27 protein-coding genes are annotated in these 13,452 nt (G+C 55.1%); all 27 read right to left on the reverse strand.

Features of this window, described 5'->3' with window-relative positions; all coding sequences use genetic code 11:
• Positions 1 to 21: 21 nt before the first annotated feature.
• A complete protein-coding gene (locus CLH61_RS15910; RefSeq protein WP_099615754.1) occupies positions 22 to 1,026 on the reverse strand; it encodes a DNA-directed RNA polymerase subunit alpha in 1,005 nt (334 codons plus the stop codon).
• Between the two features lie 35 nt (positions 1,027 to 1,061).
• Positions 1,062 to 1,682 (reverse strand): 30S ribosomal protein S4, encoded by a 621-nt coding sequence (rpsD, locus tag CLH61_RS15915; protein WP_099615755.1) that lies wholly within the window; start codon positions 1,680 to 1,682, stop codon positions 1,062 to 1,064.
• An 18-nt stretch (positions 1,683 to 1,700) separates the two neighbouring features.
• Positions 1,701 to 2,090: a 30S ribosomal protein S11 gene (gene rpsK / locus CLH61_RS15920; protein WP_007153992.1), complete on the reverse strand. Its 390-nt coding sequence runs from the start codon at positions 2,088 to 2,090 to the stop codon at positions 1,701 to 1,703.
• A 13-nt stretch (positions 2,091 to 2,103) separates the two neighbouring features.
• Complete coding sequence (gene rpsM, locus CLH61_RS15925; RefSeq protein WP_099615756.1) at positions 2,104 to 2,460, reverse strand: 30S ribosomal protein S13; 357 nt, start codon at positions 2,458 to 2,460, stop codon at positions 2,104 to 2,106.
• A gap of 140 nt (positions 2,461 to 2,600) precedes the next feature.
• Positions 2,601 to 2,714: a 50S ribosomal protein L36 gene (gene rpmJ / locus CLH61_RS15930; protein ID WP_008174902.1), complete on the reverse strand. Its 114-nt coding sequence runs from the start codon at positions 2,712 to 2,714 to the stop codon at positions 2,601 to 2,603.
• A 30-nt stretch (positions 2,715 to 2,744) separates the two neighbouring features.
• Positions 2,745 to 4,067, reverse strand: a complete 1,323-nt coding sequence (gene secY / locus CLH61_RS15935; protein ID WP_099615757.1) for a preprotein translocase subunit SecY — start codon at positions 4,065 to 4,067, stop codon at positions 2,745 to 2,747.
• A 17-nt stretch (positions 4,068 to 4,084) separates the two neighbouring features.
• Positions 4,085 to 4,519 carry a 50S ribosomal protein L15 gene (gene rplO, locus CLH61_RS15940; protein WP_099615758.1) on the reverse strand — a complete coding sequence of 145 codons (435 nt, stop codon included), beginning with the start codon at positions 4,517 to 4,519 and terminating at the stop codon, positions 4,085 to 4,087.
• A 1-nt stretch (position 4,520) separates the two neighbouring features.
• Positions 4,521 to 4,709, reverse strand: a complete 189-nt coding sequence (gene rpmD / locus CLH61_RS15945) for a 50S ribosomal protein L30 (RefSeq protein ID WP_099615759.1) — start codon at positions 4,707 to 4,709, stop codon at positions 4,521 to 4,523.
• Between the two features lie 4 nt (positions 4,710 to 4,713).
• A complete protein-coding gene (rpsE, locus tag CLH61_RS15950) occupies positions 4,714 to 5,214 on the reverse strand; it encodes a 30S ribosomal protein S5 (protein WP_099615760.1) in 501 nt (166 codons plus the stop codon).
• Positions 5,215 to 5,226: 12 nt separating this feature from the next.
• Entirely contained in the window at positions 5,227 to 5,574 is a 348-nt protein-coding gene (gene rplR / locus CLH61_RS15955; RefSeq protein WP_099615761.1) for a 50S ribosomal protein L18, read from the reverse strand.
• 9 nt (positions 5,575 to 5,583) lie between these two features.
• Complete coding sequence (rplF, locus tag CLH61_RS15960) at positions 5,584 to 6,117, reverse strand: 50S ribosomal protein L6 (protein ID WP_099615762.1); 534 nt, start codon at positions 6,115 to 6,117, stop codon at positions 5,584 to 5,586.
• Positions 6,118 to 6,126: 9 nt separating this feature from the next.
• Positions 6,127 to 6,519: a 30S ribosomal protein S8 gene (gene rpsH, locus CLH61_RS15965; protein ID WP_099615763.1), complete on the reverse strand. Its 393-nt coding sequence runs from the start codon at positions 6,517 to 6,519 to the stop codon at positions 6,127 to 6,129.
• 88 nt (positions 6,520 to 6,607) lie between these two features.
• Positions 6,608 to 6,913 carry a 30S ribosomal protein S14 gene (gene rpsN, locus CLH61_RS15970; RefSeq protein ID WP_099615764.1) on the reverse strand — a complete coding sequence of 102 codons (306 nt, stop codon included), beginning with the start codon at positions 6,911 to 6,913 and terminating at the stop codon, positions 6,608 to 6,610.
• Between the two features lie 12 nt (positions 6,914 to 6,925).
• The gene (gene rplE, locus CLH61_RS15975; protein WP_099615765.1) at positions 6,926 to 7,465 is read right to left on the reverse strand and encodes a 50S ribosomal protein L5; all 540 of its coding nucleotides are present in this window, start codon (positions 7,463 to 7,465) and stop codon (positions 6,926 to 6,928) included.
• A 15-nt stretch (positions 7,466 to 7,480) separates the two neighbouring features.
• Positions 7,481 to 7,801, reverse strand: a complete 321-nt coding sequence (gene rplX / locus CLH61_RS15980) for a 50S ribosomal protein L24 (RefSeq protein ID WP_012139777.1) — start codon at positions 7,799 to 7,801, stop codon at positions 7,481 to 7,483.
• A 17-nt stretch (positions 7,802 to 7,818) separates the two neighbouring features.
• Positions 7,819 to 8,187, reverse strand: a complete 369-nt coding sequence (gene rplN / locus CLH61_RS15985; protein WP_007154005.1) for a 50S ribosomal protein L14 — start codon at positions 8,185 to 8,187, stop codon at positions 7,819 to 7,821.
• Between the two features lie 18 nt (positions 8,188 to 8,205).
• The gene (gene rpsQ / locus CLH61_RS15990; protein ID WP_092005427.1) at positions 8,206 to 8,472 is read right to left on the reverse strand and encodes a 30S ribosomal protein S17; all 267 of its coding nucleotides are present in this window, start codon (positions 8,470 to 8,472) and stop codon (positions 8,206 to 8,208) included.
• Between the two features lies 1 nt (position 8,473).
• Positions 8,474 to 8,665 carry a 50S ribosomal protein L29 gene (gene rpmC / locus CLH61_RS15995; RefSeq protein WP_099615766.1) on the reverse strand — a complete coding sequence of 64 codons (192 nt, stop codon included), beginning with the start codon at positions 8,663 to 8,665 and terminating at the stop codon, positions 8,474 to 8,476.
• The gene (gene rplP / locus CLH61_RS16000) at positions 8,665 to 9,078 is read right to left on the reverse strand and encodes a 50S ribosomal protein L16 (protein ID WP_099615767.1); all 414 of its coding nucleotides are present in this window, start codon (positions 9,076 to 9,078) and stop codon (positions 8,665 to 8,667) included. The genes rpmC and rplP overlap by 1 nt, the downstream gene beginning before the upstream one ends.
• A gap of 12 nt (positions 9,079 to 9,090) precedes the next feature.
• Complete coding sequence (gene rpsC, locus CLH61_RS16005) at positions 9,091 to 9,774, reverse strand: 30S ribosomal protein S3 (protein ID WP_011784249.1); 684 nt, start codon at positions 9,772 to 9,774, stop codon at positions 9,091 to 9,093.
• Between the two features lie 11 nt (positions 9,775 to 9,785).
• On the reverse strand, positions 9,786 to 10,118 hold the full coding sequence (gene rplV, locus CLH61_RS16010; protein WP_008940674.1) for a 50S ribosomal protein L22: 333 nt from the start codon (positions 10,116 to 10,118) through the stop codon (positions 9,786 to 9,788).
• A gap of 16 nt (positions 10,119 to 10,134) precedes the next feature.
• Positions 10,135 to 10,410, reverse strand: a complete 276-nt coding sequence (rpsS, locus tag CLH61_RS16015) for a 30S ribosomal protein S19 (protein WP_058089997.1) — start codon at positions 10,408 to 10,410, stop codon at positions 10,135 to 10,137.
• Between the two features lie 23 nt (positions 10,411 to 10,433).
• Positions 10,434 to 11,261, reverse strand: coding sequence for a 50S ribosomal protein L2 (rplB, locus tag CLH61_RS16020; RefSeq protein ID WP_099615768.1), 828 nt, complete (start codon positions 11,259 to 11,261; stop codon positions 10,434 to 10,436).
• A 17-nt stretch (positions 11,262 to 11,278) separates the two neighbouring features.
• The gene (gene rplW / locus CLH61_RS16025; protein WP_099615769.1) at positions 11,279 to 11,572 is read right to left on the reverse strand and encodes a 50S ribosomal protein L23; all 294 of its coding nucleotides are present in this window, start codon (positions 11,570 to 11,572) and stop codon (positions 11,279 to 11,281) included.
• Positions 11,569 to 12,174, reverse strand: a complete 606-nt coding sequence (gene rplD / locus CLH61_RS16030; RefSeq protein WP_099615770.1) for a 50S ribosomal protein L4 — start codon at positions 12,172 to 12,174, stop codon at positions 11,569 to 11,571. The genes rplW and rplD overlap by 4 nt, the downstream gene beginning before the upstream one ends.
• A gap of 11 nt (positions 12,175 to 12,185) precedes the next feature.
• Positions 12,186 to 12,824 carry a 50S ribosomal protein L3 gene (gene rplC / locus CLH61_RS16035; RefSeq protein WP_099615771.1) on the reverse strand — a complete coding sequence of 213 codons (639 nt, stop codon included), beginning with the start codon at positions 12,822 to 12,824 and terminating at the stop codon, positions 12,186 to 12,188.
• 76 nt (positions 12,825 to 12,900) lie between these two features.
• Positions 12,901 to 13,212: a 30S ribosomal protein S10 gene (rpsJ, locus tag CLH61_RS16040; RefSeq protein ID WP_004580743.1), complete on the reverse strand. Its 312-nt coding sequence runs from the start codon at positions 13,210 to 13,212 to the stop codon at positions 12,901 to 12,903.
• Positions 13,213 to 13,452 lie beyond the last annotated feature (240 nt).

Raw genomic sequence — 13,452 nt, forward strand, 5'->3', positions numbered from 1 at the left:
TACCTTAAACTAATCGGCAATTTAACCGCCCAGAACCCGGTCATCGCCACGAAGGCTAGCCGGCGGCCAGTTATCAAGACGCATACCCAGAGACAGACCGCGGGACGCAAGTACGTCCTTGATCTCGGTAAGCGACTTTTTACCCAGGTTAGGCGTCTTCAGCAGCTCAACTTCTGTGCGCTGAATAAGATCGCCGATGTAGTAAATATTTTCCGCTTTCAAGCAGTTAGCTGAACGAACAGTCAGCTCCAGATCATCAACCGGACGCAGCAGGATCGGATCGATTTCTTCCTCTTCCTCTACGCGCTCCGGCTCTTTCTCATGATCGAAGTCGACAAACACGGCCAGTTGCTGCTGGAGAATGGTCGCGGCCCGACGAATTGCTTCCTCAGGGTCGATCGTACCATTGGTCTCCAGATCGATTACCAGCTTGTCCAGGTCTGTGCGCTGCTCTACACGGGCACTTTCAACCGCGTAGGCGACACGACGGACCGGACTGTATGTTGCATCCAGCTGCAGGCGTCCGATGGCACGGGTTTCGTCTTCGTCATGACCGCGCTGATCCGCTGCCTCGTAACCACGACCGCGAGCCACCTTCACGCGCATGTTCAGCTCACCGTTTTCACTCAGGTGACAGATAACATGCTCGGGATTGGCAATCTCGACATCATGATCCAGCTTGATATCTCCGGCAGTGACAACGCCCGGCCCTTTCTTGCTGAGGCTGAGTTCCGCTTCATCACGACCGTGCATTTTGACAGCCACGCCCTTGAGATTCAGCAGAATCTCGATGACATCTTCCTGGACACCCTCAATTGCGCTGTACTCGTGCAGAACACCGTCGATCTGCGCCTCGGTAACGGCGCAGCCCGGCATTGAGGACAAGAGTATACGACGCAATGCGCTACCCAAAGTATGACCGAAACCTCTTTCCAGAGGCTCCAGAGTCACCTTGGCACGCGTGGCGCTCGATTCCTTCACGTCAATGGTACGAGGTGTCAATAACTCATGTACTGAACGCTGCATAGACGCCCCTATCTGCTCTCGTTGCTAACTGGGCTTTACTTCGAGTAAAGCTCGACGATGAGGTTCTCGTTGATGTCGGCCGGCAGTTCAATACGCTCGGGTACTGACTTGTAAACGCCTGACATCTTGCTGGCGTCGACCTCTACCCAGCTCACCGCAGCACGGCCAGAGGAGAGTTCCAGAGCGCCTTTGACACGCAACTGGTTCTTCGCCTTTTCGCGCACGCTCACAACGTCACCCGGCTTGACCTGGTAGGAAGGGATATTCACTACCTTGTCGTTTACCAGGATCGCTTTGTGAGAAACGAGCTGACGGGATTCTGCACGGGTAGAACCAAAGCCCATGCGGTATACAACGTTATCCAGACGGCCTTCCAGAAGTTGCAGCAGGTTCTCACCGGTTGCACCCTTCAGACGGGCAGCCTCTTTGTAGTAATTACGGAACTGCTTCTCCAGCACACCGTAAATACGACGAACTTTCTGTTTTTCACGAAGCTGTACGCCGTACTCGGACAGACGACCGCGACGCGCGCCGTGCATACCCGGCGGAGTCTCGATGTTGCACTTCGAATCGAGCGCGCGAACACCGCTCTTCAGAAAAAGATCTGTCCCTTCACGACGAGACAGCTTGCACTTCGGGCCTATATAACGAGCCATATTTCACTGTCTCCTGTGTTAGACGCGGCGCTTTTTGGGCGGACGACAGCCGTTATGGGGAATCGGCGTCACATCAGTGATGTTGGTGATCTTGTAGCCGCACGCGTTCAGCGCACGAACTGCAGACTCACGTCCGGGCCCAGGACCCTTAACCTCTACGTCCAGGTTTTTAAGGCCGTATTCAGCAGCCGCGTTACCGGCTCTTTCAGCTGCTACCTGCGCAGCAAAAGGTGTACTCTTACGTGACCCACGGAAACCGGAACCACCGGAGGTGGCCCAGGACAGGACGTTGCCCTGACGGTCGGAAATGGTCACGATAGTGTTGTTGAAGGACGCGTGAATGTGCGCGACGCCATCAACAACCGTCTTTTTCACCTTTTTACGGGTACGTGTACCTGGCTTTGCCATGATTGCCTACCTGTTACTTACGAATCGGTTTGCGAGGACCTTTACGGGTGCGCGCGTTGGTCTTGGTGCGCTGGCCACGGACCGGAAGGCCATGACGATGACGCAGACCACGGAAGCAGCCGAGATCCTTCAAACGCTTGATGTTCATCTGTACTTCACGACGCAGATCGCCTTCAACGGTCACCTTGCCCACTTCTGAACGAAGTGCTTCAAGTTGATCGTCGCTCAGGTCTTTGACCTTGACGTCCGGCTTGATGCCGGTTGCATCGCAAAGCTTCTGGGCTGTTGTCTTGCCAACACCAAAGATGTAGGTGAGCGAGATAACAGCATGTTTGTTATCGGGTATATTGACACCGGCTATACGTGCCATCCAAATTACTCCGCGTTCAAAGCTTTGCTGTGTGAATTTTCCGCCACAAAAAGGGCGCGAAATAATAGCGCCTGACCCGATGAAGAGTCAAGCGCTACTATTCCGACCCCTTGCATTGTCAGGATTGGTTCCCGAAGGAATCAGCCCTGGCGCTGCTTATGACGAGGCTCCGAGCAAATGACTCGTACTGAGCCATTGCGACGAATTACTTTGCAGTTACGGCAAATTTTCTTTACCGAAGCGCGTACTTTCATTGTCGACTCCAGTTTTCAAGGGGAACGGCATCAGCCGTTCCGACCATAGCCCTTGAGATTGGACTTCTTCATCAGTGATTCATACTGATGTGACATCAGGTGCGACTGAACCTGAGCCATGAAATCCATCACCACGACTACAACAATCAGCAGTGAGGTACCGCCCAGATAGAACGGAACATTCCCGGCCACCATCAGGAACTGAGGGAACAGGGACACTGCTGCAATGTACATTGCACCGAACAGGGTCAGACGAGTCAGCACACCGTCAATGTACTTGGCGGTTTGATCGCCCGGACGAATGCCCGGAATAAACGCGCCGGAGCGCTTGAGGTTATCCGCAACTTCTTTCGGGTTGTACATCAGCGCTGTATAGAAGAAGCAGAAGAAGACCACTGCTGCTGCAAACAGAATGATATACAACGGCTGACTGGGAGCCAGCGCCTGGGAGACATCGCTCAGCCACTCCATCCCTTCGCCCTGACCAAACCACTGACCCAGCGACGCCGGGAACAGCAGGATTGATGACGCGAAAATGGGCGGGATAACCCCGGCCATGTTCACCTTCAGGGGCAAGTGGCTGGACTGCTGGGCGAACACCCGGCGTCCTTGCTGTCGCTTGGCATAGTTGATGGTCAGGCGACGCTGTCCGCGCTCCATAAACACCACGAAGCCAACGACGGCAATGGCCAGCACCGCAATACCCAACAGCACCAGGAGACTCATCTCGCCATTCCGGGCCTGTTCGAGCGTCTGACCAATCGCGCCGGGCAAGCCCGCCACGATACCGGCGAAAATCAGCAACGAAATGCCGTTACCAACGCCCCGCTCGGTGATCTGCTCGCCCAGCCACATCATGAAGACTGCACCACTAACGAAAGATACCACTGCCACAAAGTGGAAGCTGAAGCTGTCGTTGAAGGTAACACCCTGGGATGCCAGGCCTACCGAAATACCAAGACCCTGAACCAGGGCCAGAATAACCGTACCGTACCGCGTGTATTGGCTGATCTTGCGACGACCCGCCTCACCTTCCTTCTTCAGCTGCTCAAGCTGCGGACTGACCGCAGTCATGAGCTGCATGATAATGGAAGCCGAAATATACGGCATGATACCAAGTGCGAAGATACTCATGCGCTCAAGCGCACCACCGGAAAACATGTTGAACAGACTCAGGATCGTGCCCTGGTTCTGATCAAACAATGCTGCCAGGCGGTCAGGGTTAATGCCCGGAACCGGAATGTGTGCACCGATCCGGTACACCAACAGTGCCAGGAAGACAAACCAGAGCCGCGAACGCAGCTCTGCCAGTCCTTTTCCCGCGCCCGCAGGCAATGATGATGTCTTGGCCATTTAGTCCTCGACTCGCCTTAGTCTTCGACTTTTCCACCCGCGGCAGCGATTGCCTCGCGCGCGCCTTTGGTTACCCGCAGACCCTTCACGGTTACCGCACGGTCCAGTTCACCAGACAGGATAACCTTGGCCTCACGAATTTCTTCGCGAATGATGTCCGCTTTTTTCAGGGCATCCAGGTCAACCACGTCGCCTTCTACCTTCGCCAGTTCGTTCAGGCGAATCTCGGCAACGTAACGCTGCTGACGGGAAGTGAAACCGAACTTCGGCAGACGACGCGCCAGAGGCTGCTGACCGCCTTCGAAGCCCGGAGCCACACTGCCACCAGAGCGGGATTTCAGACCTTTGTGACCACGGCCGGCAGTCTTGCCGAGGCCGCTACCGATACCACGACCGACGCGCTTGGCGGACGGACGTGAACCGGGTTCCGGAGCAAGTTCGTTCAGACGCATCTCAGTTCTCCTCAACCCGAACCAGGTAATTGACCCGGTTGATCATACCGCGGATGGAAGGAGTATCTTCCAGCTCAACGGTATGGCCGATTTTACGAAGACCCAGGCCCTTGACGCACAGTTTGTGCTTGGGCTGGCAGCTGATTGGGCTGCGGGTCAGTGTAACCTTGATCGTTTTTGCATTCGCCATGACTTCAACCCAGAATTTCGTCCACGGATTTACCGCGCTTGGCTGCAACATCTTCAGGCGCTTTCATTGCCTGCAGACCCTTGATGGTAGAACGGACCACGTTCACCGGGTTGGTAGACCCGTAGCACTTGGACAGTACGTTCTGCACACCTGCAACTTCCAGCACCGCACGCATCGCGCCACCGGCGATGATACCAGTACCCTCAGAAGCCGGCTGCATGTAGACCTTGGAGCCGCCGTGCTGTGCCCGGACCGGGTACTGCAGGGTGGTGCCATCAAGGGCAACGTCTACCATGTTCTTGCGTGCAGCTTCCATGGCCTTCTGGATAGCAACCGGCACTTCGCGCGCCTTGCCACGACCAAAACCCACGCGACCCTTGCCATCACCCACTACGGTCAGTGCGGTGAAGGCAAAGATACGGCCACCTTTTACTACCTTGGCGACGCGATTGACCTGAACCAGCTTTTCCTGGAGCTCAGGCGCCTTCTGTTCGTTAACGCTCATCTTCTCCACCTCTTAGAATTGCAAGCCAGCTTCACGGGCTGCGTCGGCCAGAGCCTGGACACGACCGTGATAACGGTAACCGGAACGGTCGAACGCGACACGCTCCACTCCCGCCGCCTTGGCACGCTCAGCGATCAGCTGACCAACCTTCTTGGCGGCATCCACGTTACCGGTTGCACCCTGGCGCAGTTCCTTATCCAACGTGGAGGCAGAGGCCAGCACCTTGCTGCCATCTGCAGTCGTAACCTGGGCGTACATGTGACGCGGTGTGCGGTGAACGCACAGGCGGTCAGTACCCAGCTTACGGATCTTCATGCGCACTTTGCGTGCGCGACGCAATCTTTCAATATTCGCGCTCATAGTCCCGCCTTATTTCTTCTTGGCTTCTTTGCGTCGTACCTGCTCTTCCGCATAACGAACACCCTTGCCCTTATAAGGCTCGGGCGGACGGTAGGCGCGGATTTCCGCAGCGACCTGGCCAACCTGTTGCTTGTCGATACCGCGAATAACCACTTCCGTCTGGGACGGAGTTTCAGCGGTAACACCCTCGGGCAGCTCATACTCAACCGGGTGAGAAAAACCCAGTGTCAGGTTGAGCTTCTTACCTTGCGCCTGGGCACGGTAACCTACGCCCACAAGCTGGAGCTTACGCTCGAAGCCTGCCGACACACCGGTAACCATGTTGTTGACCAGTGCACGGGTAGTACCAGCAAGAGCGCGGGACTGCTTGGCACCATCGCGGGCCGCAAAGCGAAGAGTGTTCTCTTCCTGCTTTACTTCTACCGCCTGGTGAATGGTGAACTGAAGCGTTCCTTTGGAACCCTTCACGTTAATTTCCTGTCCGTTCAGCTTAACCTCAACACCGGAAGGCAGCACGACAGGATTATTGGCAACCCTGGACATGTGTATCTCCTAGAATACGGTGCAGATGACTTCGCCACCCACGCCAGCAGCACGTGCAGCGCGGTCTGTCATAACGCCCTTGGACGTTGAGACAATAGCGACCCCCAAACCACCGGAAACCTTCGGCAGCTCCCCAGCGCCTTTATACTGGCGCAGACTCGGACGACTGACCCGCTTGATTTCCTCGATAACCGGCTTACCACCAAAGTACTTCAGGGTAATGGTCAGCTCAGGCTTGGCGTCAGCTGAAACGGAAAAGTCCGCCACGTAACCTTCGTCCTTGAGGACCTGGGCTACGGAGACCTTCATTTTGGAAGACGGCATCGTAACGTCTGCTTTTGATGCCATCTGTGCATTACGAATACGAGTAATCATATCCGCAAGCGTATCTTGCATACTCATTGGTATGAGACTCCTGATCTTTTTAGTTGTGCAGCGGCGTGCCGCACCGCTTACCAACAGGCTCCTGACCGAAGTCAGGAAGCCTATCTTACCAGCTTGCCTTGGTCAGGCCCGGAACGTCACCGCGCATGCCGTATTCACGGAGTTTGATCCGTGACAGCTCGAACTTGCGCAGAACGCCGTGGGGACGACCAGTCACCTGGCAACGATTACGAAGACGCGAAGGAGAGGCATCGCGAGGAAGCTGCTGGAGCTTCATCTGTGCATCCCAGCGCTCTTCATCGCTGGTATTCGGGTTCTTGATAATCGCCTTGAGCTCAGCGCGCTTCGCTGCAAACTTCGCAACGGTCTGTTCGCGCTTCAGCTCACGGTTCTTCATGGAAACCTTAGCCATTACACTCGTTCCTTATTTCTTGAACGGAAAGCCAAAAGCTTTCAGCAGTTCGCGACCTTCATCGTCGGTACCGGCTGTAGTGGTAATGGTGATGTCCAGACCACGGATCTTGTCTACCTTGTCGTAGTCAACTTCCGGGAAAATGATCTGCTCACGCACACCCATGCTGTAGTTACCACGGCCGTCGAACGACTTGGGATTCAGACCACGGAAGTCACGAATGCGGGGAACCGCAATGTGAACCAGGCGATCAAAGAAATCCCACATACGCTCGCCGCGCAGGGTAACTTTGCAACCGATCGGCCAGCCTTCACGGATCTTGAAACCCGCAACGGACTTACGCGCCGTAGTAACAACCACTTTCTGACCTGCCAGGCGCTCAAGATCCGCCACGGCATTCTCAATCAGCTTCTTGTCACCAACCGCTTCACCGACACCCATGTTCAGGGTGATCTTTTCGATACGCGGCACCTGCATGATGTTCTTGTAGCCGAACTCCTTCTGCAGGGCGGGTACCACTTCCTTACTGTACTGCTCTTTCATGTTAAGCATCGTAACCACCACCGCTTACTGGTTATCGACAGCTTCGTTCGTGGACTTGAAGATCCGCACTTTAGCGCCGTCTTCCTTGATCTGGAAGCCTACGCGATCGGCTTTGCCGGTCTGCGGATTAAAAATAGCCACGTTGGAAGCCTGGATAGGTGCTTCTTTTTCGACGATGCCACCGGGGGTGCCCAGCATCGGGTTCGGCTTGGTGTGCTTCTTCATCATATTGATGCCAGAAACAATCACACGGCCATCGTCCTGAACTTTCAGAACTTTACCACGTTTGCCTTTGTCTTTCCCCGTGGTGACGATAACTTCGTCATCTCGTTTGATCTTTTTCATAACCGGCCTCTGGTCCTTTAAAGTACTTCGGGTGCCAGTGAGATAATTTTCATGAACTTCTCATTACGCAGTTCACGGGTAACCGGTCCGAAAATCCGGGTACCGATAGGTGCGTCCTGATTGTTCAGAAGTACTGCCGCGTTACCGTCGAAACGGATCAGCGACCCGTCCGGACGACGCACACCCTTGCGGGTACGTACTACCACAGCCTTCAGGACCTGGCCTTTTTTCACTTTACCGCGGGGAATGGCTTCCTTGACGGTTACCTTGATGATATCCCCAACGCTGGCGTAACGCCGGTGTGAACCGCCCAGGACCTTGATGCACATCACCTGACGTGCACCACTGTTGTCCGCGACTTCAAGCATTGTTTGAGTCTGAATCATGGTTGATCTCCGGGCGAATTACACCTTGGAAGCGCGTTCGGTAACTTCCACCAGGGCCCAGCTCTTGGTCTTGGAGACCGGACGGGTTTCCTGGATGGTTACGGTGTCACCGATGTTGCACTGGTTGCTTTCGTCGTGCGCATGGATCTTGGTCGAGCGCTTCATGTACTTGCCGTACAGCGGGTGCTTCACCTGACGCTCGACAAGAACCACGATGGACTTGTCCATCTTGTTGCTCACGACCTTTCCGCTCAGAGTTCTGGCAGTTTGGGTAGCTTCGGTCATGTCACTGTCCTGCCTTTTCATTCATTACCGTTTTCACGCGAGCAATGTCACGCTTCACCTTGCCGAGAAGGTGAGACTGATTCAGCTGACCTGTCGCCTTACGCATGCGCAGGTTGAACTGCTCCTTCAGGAGGTCGATCAGCTCTTTGTTCAGCTCCTCGACTGACTTTTCACGCAGCTCTGTTGCTTTCATCACATCACCGTCCTCGTTACAAAGGTGGTCTGTACCGGCAGCTTTGCGGCAGCGAGAGTGAAGGCTTCACGAGCGATTTCCTCGGACACCCCTTCCATCTCATACAGCATGCGGCCAGGCTGGATCTCAGCCACCCAATACTCGACAGAACCCTTACCTTTACCCATCCGAACTTCCAGCGGCTTACCGGTGATCGGCTTGTCCGGGAACACCCGGATCCAGATCTTACCGCCCCGCTTGATGCGACGAGTCATGGTACGACGCGCTGCTTCAATCTGGCGCGCAGTTATACGCCCACGGGTAACCGCCTTCAATCCGTATTCACCGAAGCTCACCTTGTTAGCGCGCTGAGCAAGACCGGTGTTACGGCCCTTCATTACCTTGCGAAATTTGGTGCGTTTTGGTTGCAGCATAAGATTGCCCCTTTACTTAGAACCTTTCTTCCCAGAGGCTTTCTTGTCAGCACGGACCTGCTCCATACCACCAAGAATCTCACCTTTGAAGATCCATACCTTGACGCCGATTACGCCGTAAGTGGTATGCGCTTCGTAGGTTGCGTAATCAATATCTGCACGCAGAGTGTGCAGTGGAACACGACCTTCGCGATACCACTCGGAACGCGCAATCTCAGCACCCCCGAGACGACCGCCAACCTGGATCTTGATACCCTTGGCTCCCTGACGCATGGCGTTCTGTACGGCGCGCTTCATGGCACGACGGAACATAACGCGACGCTCCAGCTGGCCGGCAACGTTTTGCGCTACCAGGCGGGCATCCAGGTCCGGCTTGCGGACTTCTTCGATGTTGATGTGCACAGGCACACCCATCATGTCGCTGACTTCGCGACGCAGACGATCAACATCTTCACCCTTCTTACCGATAACAATACCGGGACGGGCAGTATGGATCGTGATGCGGGCGTTCTGAGCAGGGCGCTCGATCACAATCTTGCTGACAGACGCCTTCACCAGACGCTTGTCGAGGAATTCGCGAACCTGAATATCATTCAGCAGGTTTTTCGCGTAGTCCTTTTTGTCGGCATACCAGACTGAGTTGTGCTCTTTGATCACACCCAGGCGAATGCCGGTCGGATTTACTTTATGACCCATCTGAGCATCTCCTACTTGTCGGCGACCTTGACGGTGATATGGCAGGTGCGCTTGAAAATGCGGTCAGCGCGCCCCTTTGCTCGAGCCTTGATACGCTTGAGCGTCGGACCTTCATCCACCATCACGGTGGAGACCCGCAGATCATCTACGTCCAGACCTTCGTTATGCTCAGCATTGGCAATGGCGGACTCAAGAGCTTTCTTGATCACGACCGCTGCCTTTTTCGGGCTGAAAGTCAGAATGTTCAGGGCGTCCTCAACAGCCTTGCCGCGTACTTGGTCAGCGACAAGACGCGCTTTCTGAGCTGAGAGGCGAGCGCCCTTGTACTTGGCTGCTACTTCCATTTCTATTACCTCACAATCAGCGTTTAGCTTTCTTGTCGGCCGCATGACCACGATAAGTACGCGTTGCCGCGAACTCACCCAGCTTATGACCCACCATATCTTCGGTGACATAAACCGGCACGTGCTGCTTGCCGTTGTGGACTGCAATGGTCAGGCCTACCATCTCCGGGAAGATTGTTGACCGGCGGGACCAGGTTTTGATCGGCCGCTTGTCATTAGCTTCCAGAGCTGCCTCGACCTTCTTCAACAGATGCAGGTCTATAAAAGGACCTTTCTTCAAAGAACGTGGCACAGCAATTACCTCTATGTAGTCGTTTACTTGGCCGAACGACGACGTACTATCATCTTGTCAGTACGCTTGTTCTTACGAGTCTTATGCCCTTTGGTCGGAACACCCCACGGAGTAACCGGGTGACGTCCGCCAGAGGTACGCCCTTCACCACCACCATGCGGGTGGTCAACTGGGTTCATAGCAACACCACGTACTGTTGGCCGTTTGCCGCGCCAACGTGATGCACCCGCTTTACCAAGCTGCTTGAGGCTGTGTTCGCTGTTGGACACTTCGCCCAACGTCGCACGGCAGTCAACAAGCACCTTACGCATTTCACCTGAACGCAGGCGGATAGTGGCGTAAGCCCCTTCCCGAGCAACCAGCTGTACGGATGCGCCCGCAGAGCGAGCCAGCTGAGCACCTTTGCCAGGCTTGAGTTCGACGCAGTGGATCACGGAACCGACCGGAATATTCCGGAGCGGCAGCGTGCTGCCCACCTTGATCGGCGCGTCGACGCCGGAACGCACAGGATCACCTGCCTGCATGCCTTTGGGAGCGATGATGTAGCGACGCTCGCCATCAGCATACTTCAGGAGCGCGATGTGCGCGGAGCGGTTAGGATCGTATTCCAGGCGCTCAATGACCGCCGGAATACCATCTTTGATCCGCTTGAAATCGATAACACGGTAGTGCTGCTTGTGGCCACCACCGATATGACGAGTGGTGATGCGGCCCGCATTGTTACGGCCACCCGACTTGCTCTTTGTTTCTACCAACGGCTCGTAAGGGCGCCCTTTGTGCAGATCCGGGTTGTAAAGCTTTACAACGTGACGGCGGCCGGCAGATGTTGGTTTGGTTTTGACGATCGGCATATTACGACCCCTTTACCTTATTCCACATCCAGAAAATCGATATCCTGACCTTCTGCAAGCTTTACATAAGCCTTACGAATGTCAGAACGCTTGCCGAAGCCGCGAACGGTACGCTTGAGCTTACCCTTACGGTTCAGAACCTGAACACCTTCGACGGTGACGTTGAACAGTTGCTCAACGGCTTTCTTGATCTCGGGCTTGGTGGCATCGGGTGCTACACGGAACACCACCTGACCACGCTCTGCTGCCAGAGACGCTTTCTCTGAAATATGCGGCCCCAGCAGGACCTTATAAATACGTTCCTGATTCATCCCAGCATCTCCTCGATCTTCTTCAGAGCGGGAACAGTCACAACGACCTTCTCGAAGGCAACCAGGCTAACCGGGTCCAGACCAGCGACGTCGCGAACATCCACGTGGGGAATGTTGCGGGAAGCCAGGTGCAGGTTCTGCTCGACGGTATCGGACAGAATCAGGGCGTTTGTTACGCCGATGTCGTTCAGCTTGGCAGTGAAAGCCTTGGTCTTGGGAGTGTCGACAACCATGTCATCAACAACAACCAGACGCTCCTGGCGAACCAGCTCGGAAAAAATGGAGCGCATTGCTGCGCGGTACATTTTGCGGTTTACCTTCTGCTCGAAGCCACGAGGCTTGGCTGCAAAGGTAACACCACCGGAACGCCAGATCGGGCTACGAATGGTGCCCGCACGAGCACGACCGGTACCCTTCTGACGCCACGGCTTTTTGCCACCGCCGCTAACTTCAGAACGCGTTTTCTGAGCCTTGGTACCCTGACGACCAGCTGCCATGTATGCAGTGACCACCTGGTGAACCAGCGCCTCATTAAAATCTTTGGCAAATGCAGCGTCGGAAACAGAGATTCCTTTGCCGCTACCTGTAATTGTCAATTCCATCGCACCGCTCCTCAGGCTTTAACTGCAGGCTTGATGACAACGTTACCGCCGGTTGCACCGGGAACGGCACCACTCACCAGCAGCAGGTTGCGCTCGGCGTCGACGCGGACGACCTTCAGGTTCTGCACAGTAACCTGCGCGTTACCCATCTGGCCCGCCATCTTCTTGCCCTTGAATACCCGACCGGGAGTCTGGTTCTGACCAATCGAACCCGGGGCACGATGAGACAGTGAGTTACCGTGGGTAGCGTCCTGGGTGGCAAAGTTCCAGCGCTTTACACCGCCCTGGAAGCCCTTACCCTTGGACTGACCGATGGCATCAACCACCTGACCGTCTTCGAAGATAGAAGCAGTAATCTCGCCACCGGCAACCAGGTCTTCACCTTCACCTTCGGCCAGACGGAATTCCCACATGCCACGACCAGCTTCGACGCCGGCTTTGGCAAAGTGACCTGCCTCACTCTTGGTTACGCGAGAGGAACGGCGCGCACCCACAGTTACCTGAACTGCACGGTAGCCGTCATTTTCAAGAGTTTTCAGTTGGGTAATGCGGTTGGGCTCAACCTCAATTACCGTTACGGGCAGCGCCTGCCCATCTTCCGTAAAAATACGGGTCATACCGGCCTTACGACCGACAACACCAATCGCCATGTTTCACCTCTTAAGTGTACGGGGCTCTCACCCTCTATGGCCTTATGACAGTTACACAGACTAATACCGGACGGTATTAGCCGAGGCTGATCTGAACGTCTACACCTGCTGCCAGGTCCAGTTTCATCAGAGCATCCACTGTCTTCTCCGTCGGCTCAACAATGTCGAGCAGACGCTTGTGGGTACGAATTTCGTACTGATCGCGCGCGTCTTTGTTGACATGCGGAGAAATCAGAACGGTGTACTTTTCCTTCCGCGTCGGCAGAGGAATAGGACCACGCACCTGAGCGCCGGTCCGCTTAGCGGTATCGACGATCTCCTGCGTGGACTGGTCGATCAGGCGGTAATCAAACGCCTTCAACCGGATTCGAATCTTTTGGCTTTGCATGATGCACCAAACTCCACTCGTAGCAGCTAACGGTTAGCCGACCTTCAAAAAAAGGAGCCGCATTGTATGCATAATACCCAACCATGTCAACTGCCCAGCAGTTTGACCGGGTCGGGTCGATTGATGCGACCTAAACGGAAAAAGGGGCTGACGATCCAGCCCCTTCTTCCTGATCATTCGAGAGTGATTACTCGATGATCTTGGATACCACGCCGGCACCAACGGTACGGCCACCTTCGC

It is taken from the genome of Marinobacter profundi (genome assembly GCF_002744715.1).
GTDB classification, from domain to species: Bacteria; Pseudomonadota; Gammaproteobacteria; order Pseudomonadales; family Oleiphilaceae; genus Marinobacter; species Marinobacter profundi.

Bases quoted from the DNA above. Each gene is read 5' to 3' on its own strand.
- rpsE (WP_099615760.1), bottom strand. From the start codon at position 5,214: ATGAGCGTTAACGAACAGAAGGCGCCTGAGCTCCAGGAAAAGCTGGTT.
- rplF (WP_099615762.1), bottom strand. From the start codon at position 6,117: ATGTCCAGGGTTGCCAATAATCCTGTCGTGCTGCCTTCCGGTGTTGAG.
- rpsK (WP_007153992.1), bottom strand. From the start codon at position 2,090: ATGGCAAAGCCAGGTACACGTACCCGTAAAAAGGTGAAAAAGACGGTT.
- rplV (WP_008940674.1), bottom strand. From the start codon at position 10,118: ATGGAAGTAGCAGCCAAGTACAAGGGCGCTCGCCTCTCAGCTCAGAAA.
- rpsH (WP_099615763.1), bottom strand. From the start codon at position 6,519: ATGAGTATGCAAGATACGCTTGCGGATATGATTACTCGTATTCGTAAT.
- rplB (WP_099615768.1), bottom strand. From the start codon at position 11,261: ATGCCGATCGTCAAAACCAAACCAACATCTGCCGGCCGCCGTCACGTT.
- rpsD (WP_099615755.1), bottom strand. From the start codon at position 1,682: ATGGCTCGTTATATAGGCCCGAAGTGCAAGCTGTCTCGTCGTGAAGGG.
- rpsQ (WP_092005427.1), bottom strand. From the start codon at position 8,472: ATGACCGAAGCTACCCAAACTGCCAGAACTCTGAGCGGAAAGGTCGTG.
- rpmJ (WP_008174902.1), bottom strand. From the start codon at position 2,714: ATGAAAGTACGCGCTTCGGTAAAGAAAATTTGCCGTAACTGCAAAGTA.
- rpsJ (WP_004580743.1), bottom strand. From the start codon at position 13,212: ATGCAAAGCCAAAAGATTCGAATCCGGTTGAAGGCGTTTGATTACCGC.
- rpsN (WP_099615764.1), bottom strand. From the start codon at position 6,913: ATGGCTAAGGTTTCCATGAAGAACCGTGAGCTGAAGCGCGAACAGACC.
- rpsC (WP_011784249.1), bottom strand. From the start codon at position 9,774: ATGGGTCATAAAGTAAATCCGACCGGCATTCGCCTGGGTGTGATCAAA.
- rplC (WP_099615771.1), bottom strand. From the start codon at position 12,824: ATGGCGATTGGTGTTGTCGGTCGTAAGGCCGGTATGACCCGTATTTTT.
- rplE (WP_099615765.1), bottom strand. From the start codon at position 7,465: ATGCTTAACATGAAAGAGCAGTACAGTAAGGAAGTGGTACCCGCCCTG.
- rplD (WP_099615770.1), bottom strand. From the start codon at position 12,174: ATGGAATTGACAATTACAGGTAGCGGCAAAGGAATCTCTGTTTCCGAC.
- rplP (WP_099615767.1), bottom strand. From the start codon at position 9,078: ATGCTGCAACCAAAACGCACCAAATTTCGCAAGGTAATGAAGGGCCGT.
- rpmD (WP_099615759.1), bottom strand. From the start codon at position 4,709: ATGGCGAATGCAAAAACGATCAAGGTTACACTGACCCGCAGCCCAATC.
- rplN (WP_007154005.1), bottom strand. From the start codon at position 8,187: ATGATTCAGACTCAAACAATGCTTGAAGTCGCGGACAACAGTGGTGCA.
- rpsM (WP_099615756.1), bottom strand. From the start codon at position 2,460: ATGGCACGTATAGCCGGTGTCAATATACCCGATAACAAACATGCTGTT.
- rplO (WP_099615758.1), bottom strand. From the start codon at position 4,519: ATGCGTCTGAACGAACTTGCTCCGGAACCCGGTTCACGTCCGTCCGCC.
- secY (WP_099615757.1), bottom strand. From the start codon at position 4,067: ATGGCCAAGACATCATCATTGCCTGCGGGCGCGGGAAAAGGACTGGCA.
- CLH61_RS15910 (WP_099615754.1), bottom strand. From the start codon at position 1,026: ATGCAGCGTTCAGTACATGAGTTATTGACACCTCGTACCATTGACGTG.
- rplX (WP_012139777.1), bottom strand. From the start codon at position 7,801: ATGAAAAAGATCAAACGAGATGACGAAGTTATCGTCACCACGGGGAAA.
- rplR (WP_099615761.1), bottom strand. From the start codon at position 5,574: ATGAGCGCGAATATTGAAAGATTGCGTCGCGCACGCAAAGTGCGCATG.
- rplW (WP_099615769.1), bottom strand. From the start codon at position 11,572: ATGAATCAGGAACGTATTTATAAGGTCCTGCTGGGGCCGCATATTTCA.
- rpmC (WP_099615766.1), bottom strand. From the start codon at position 8,665: ATGAAAGCAACAGAGCTGCGTGAAAAGTCAGTCGAGGAGCTGAACAAA.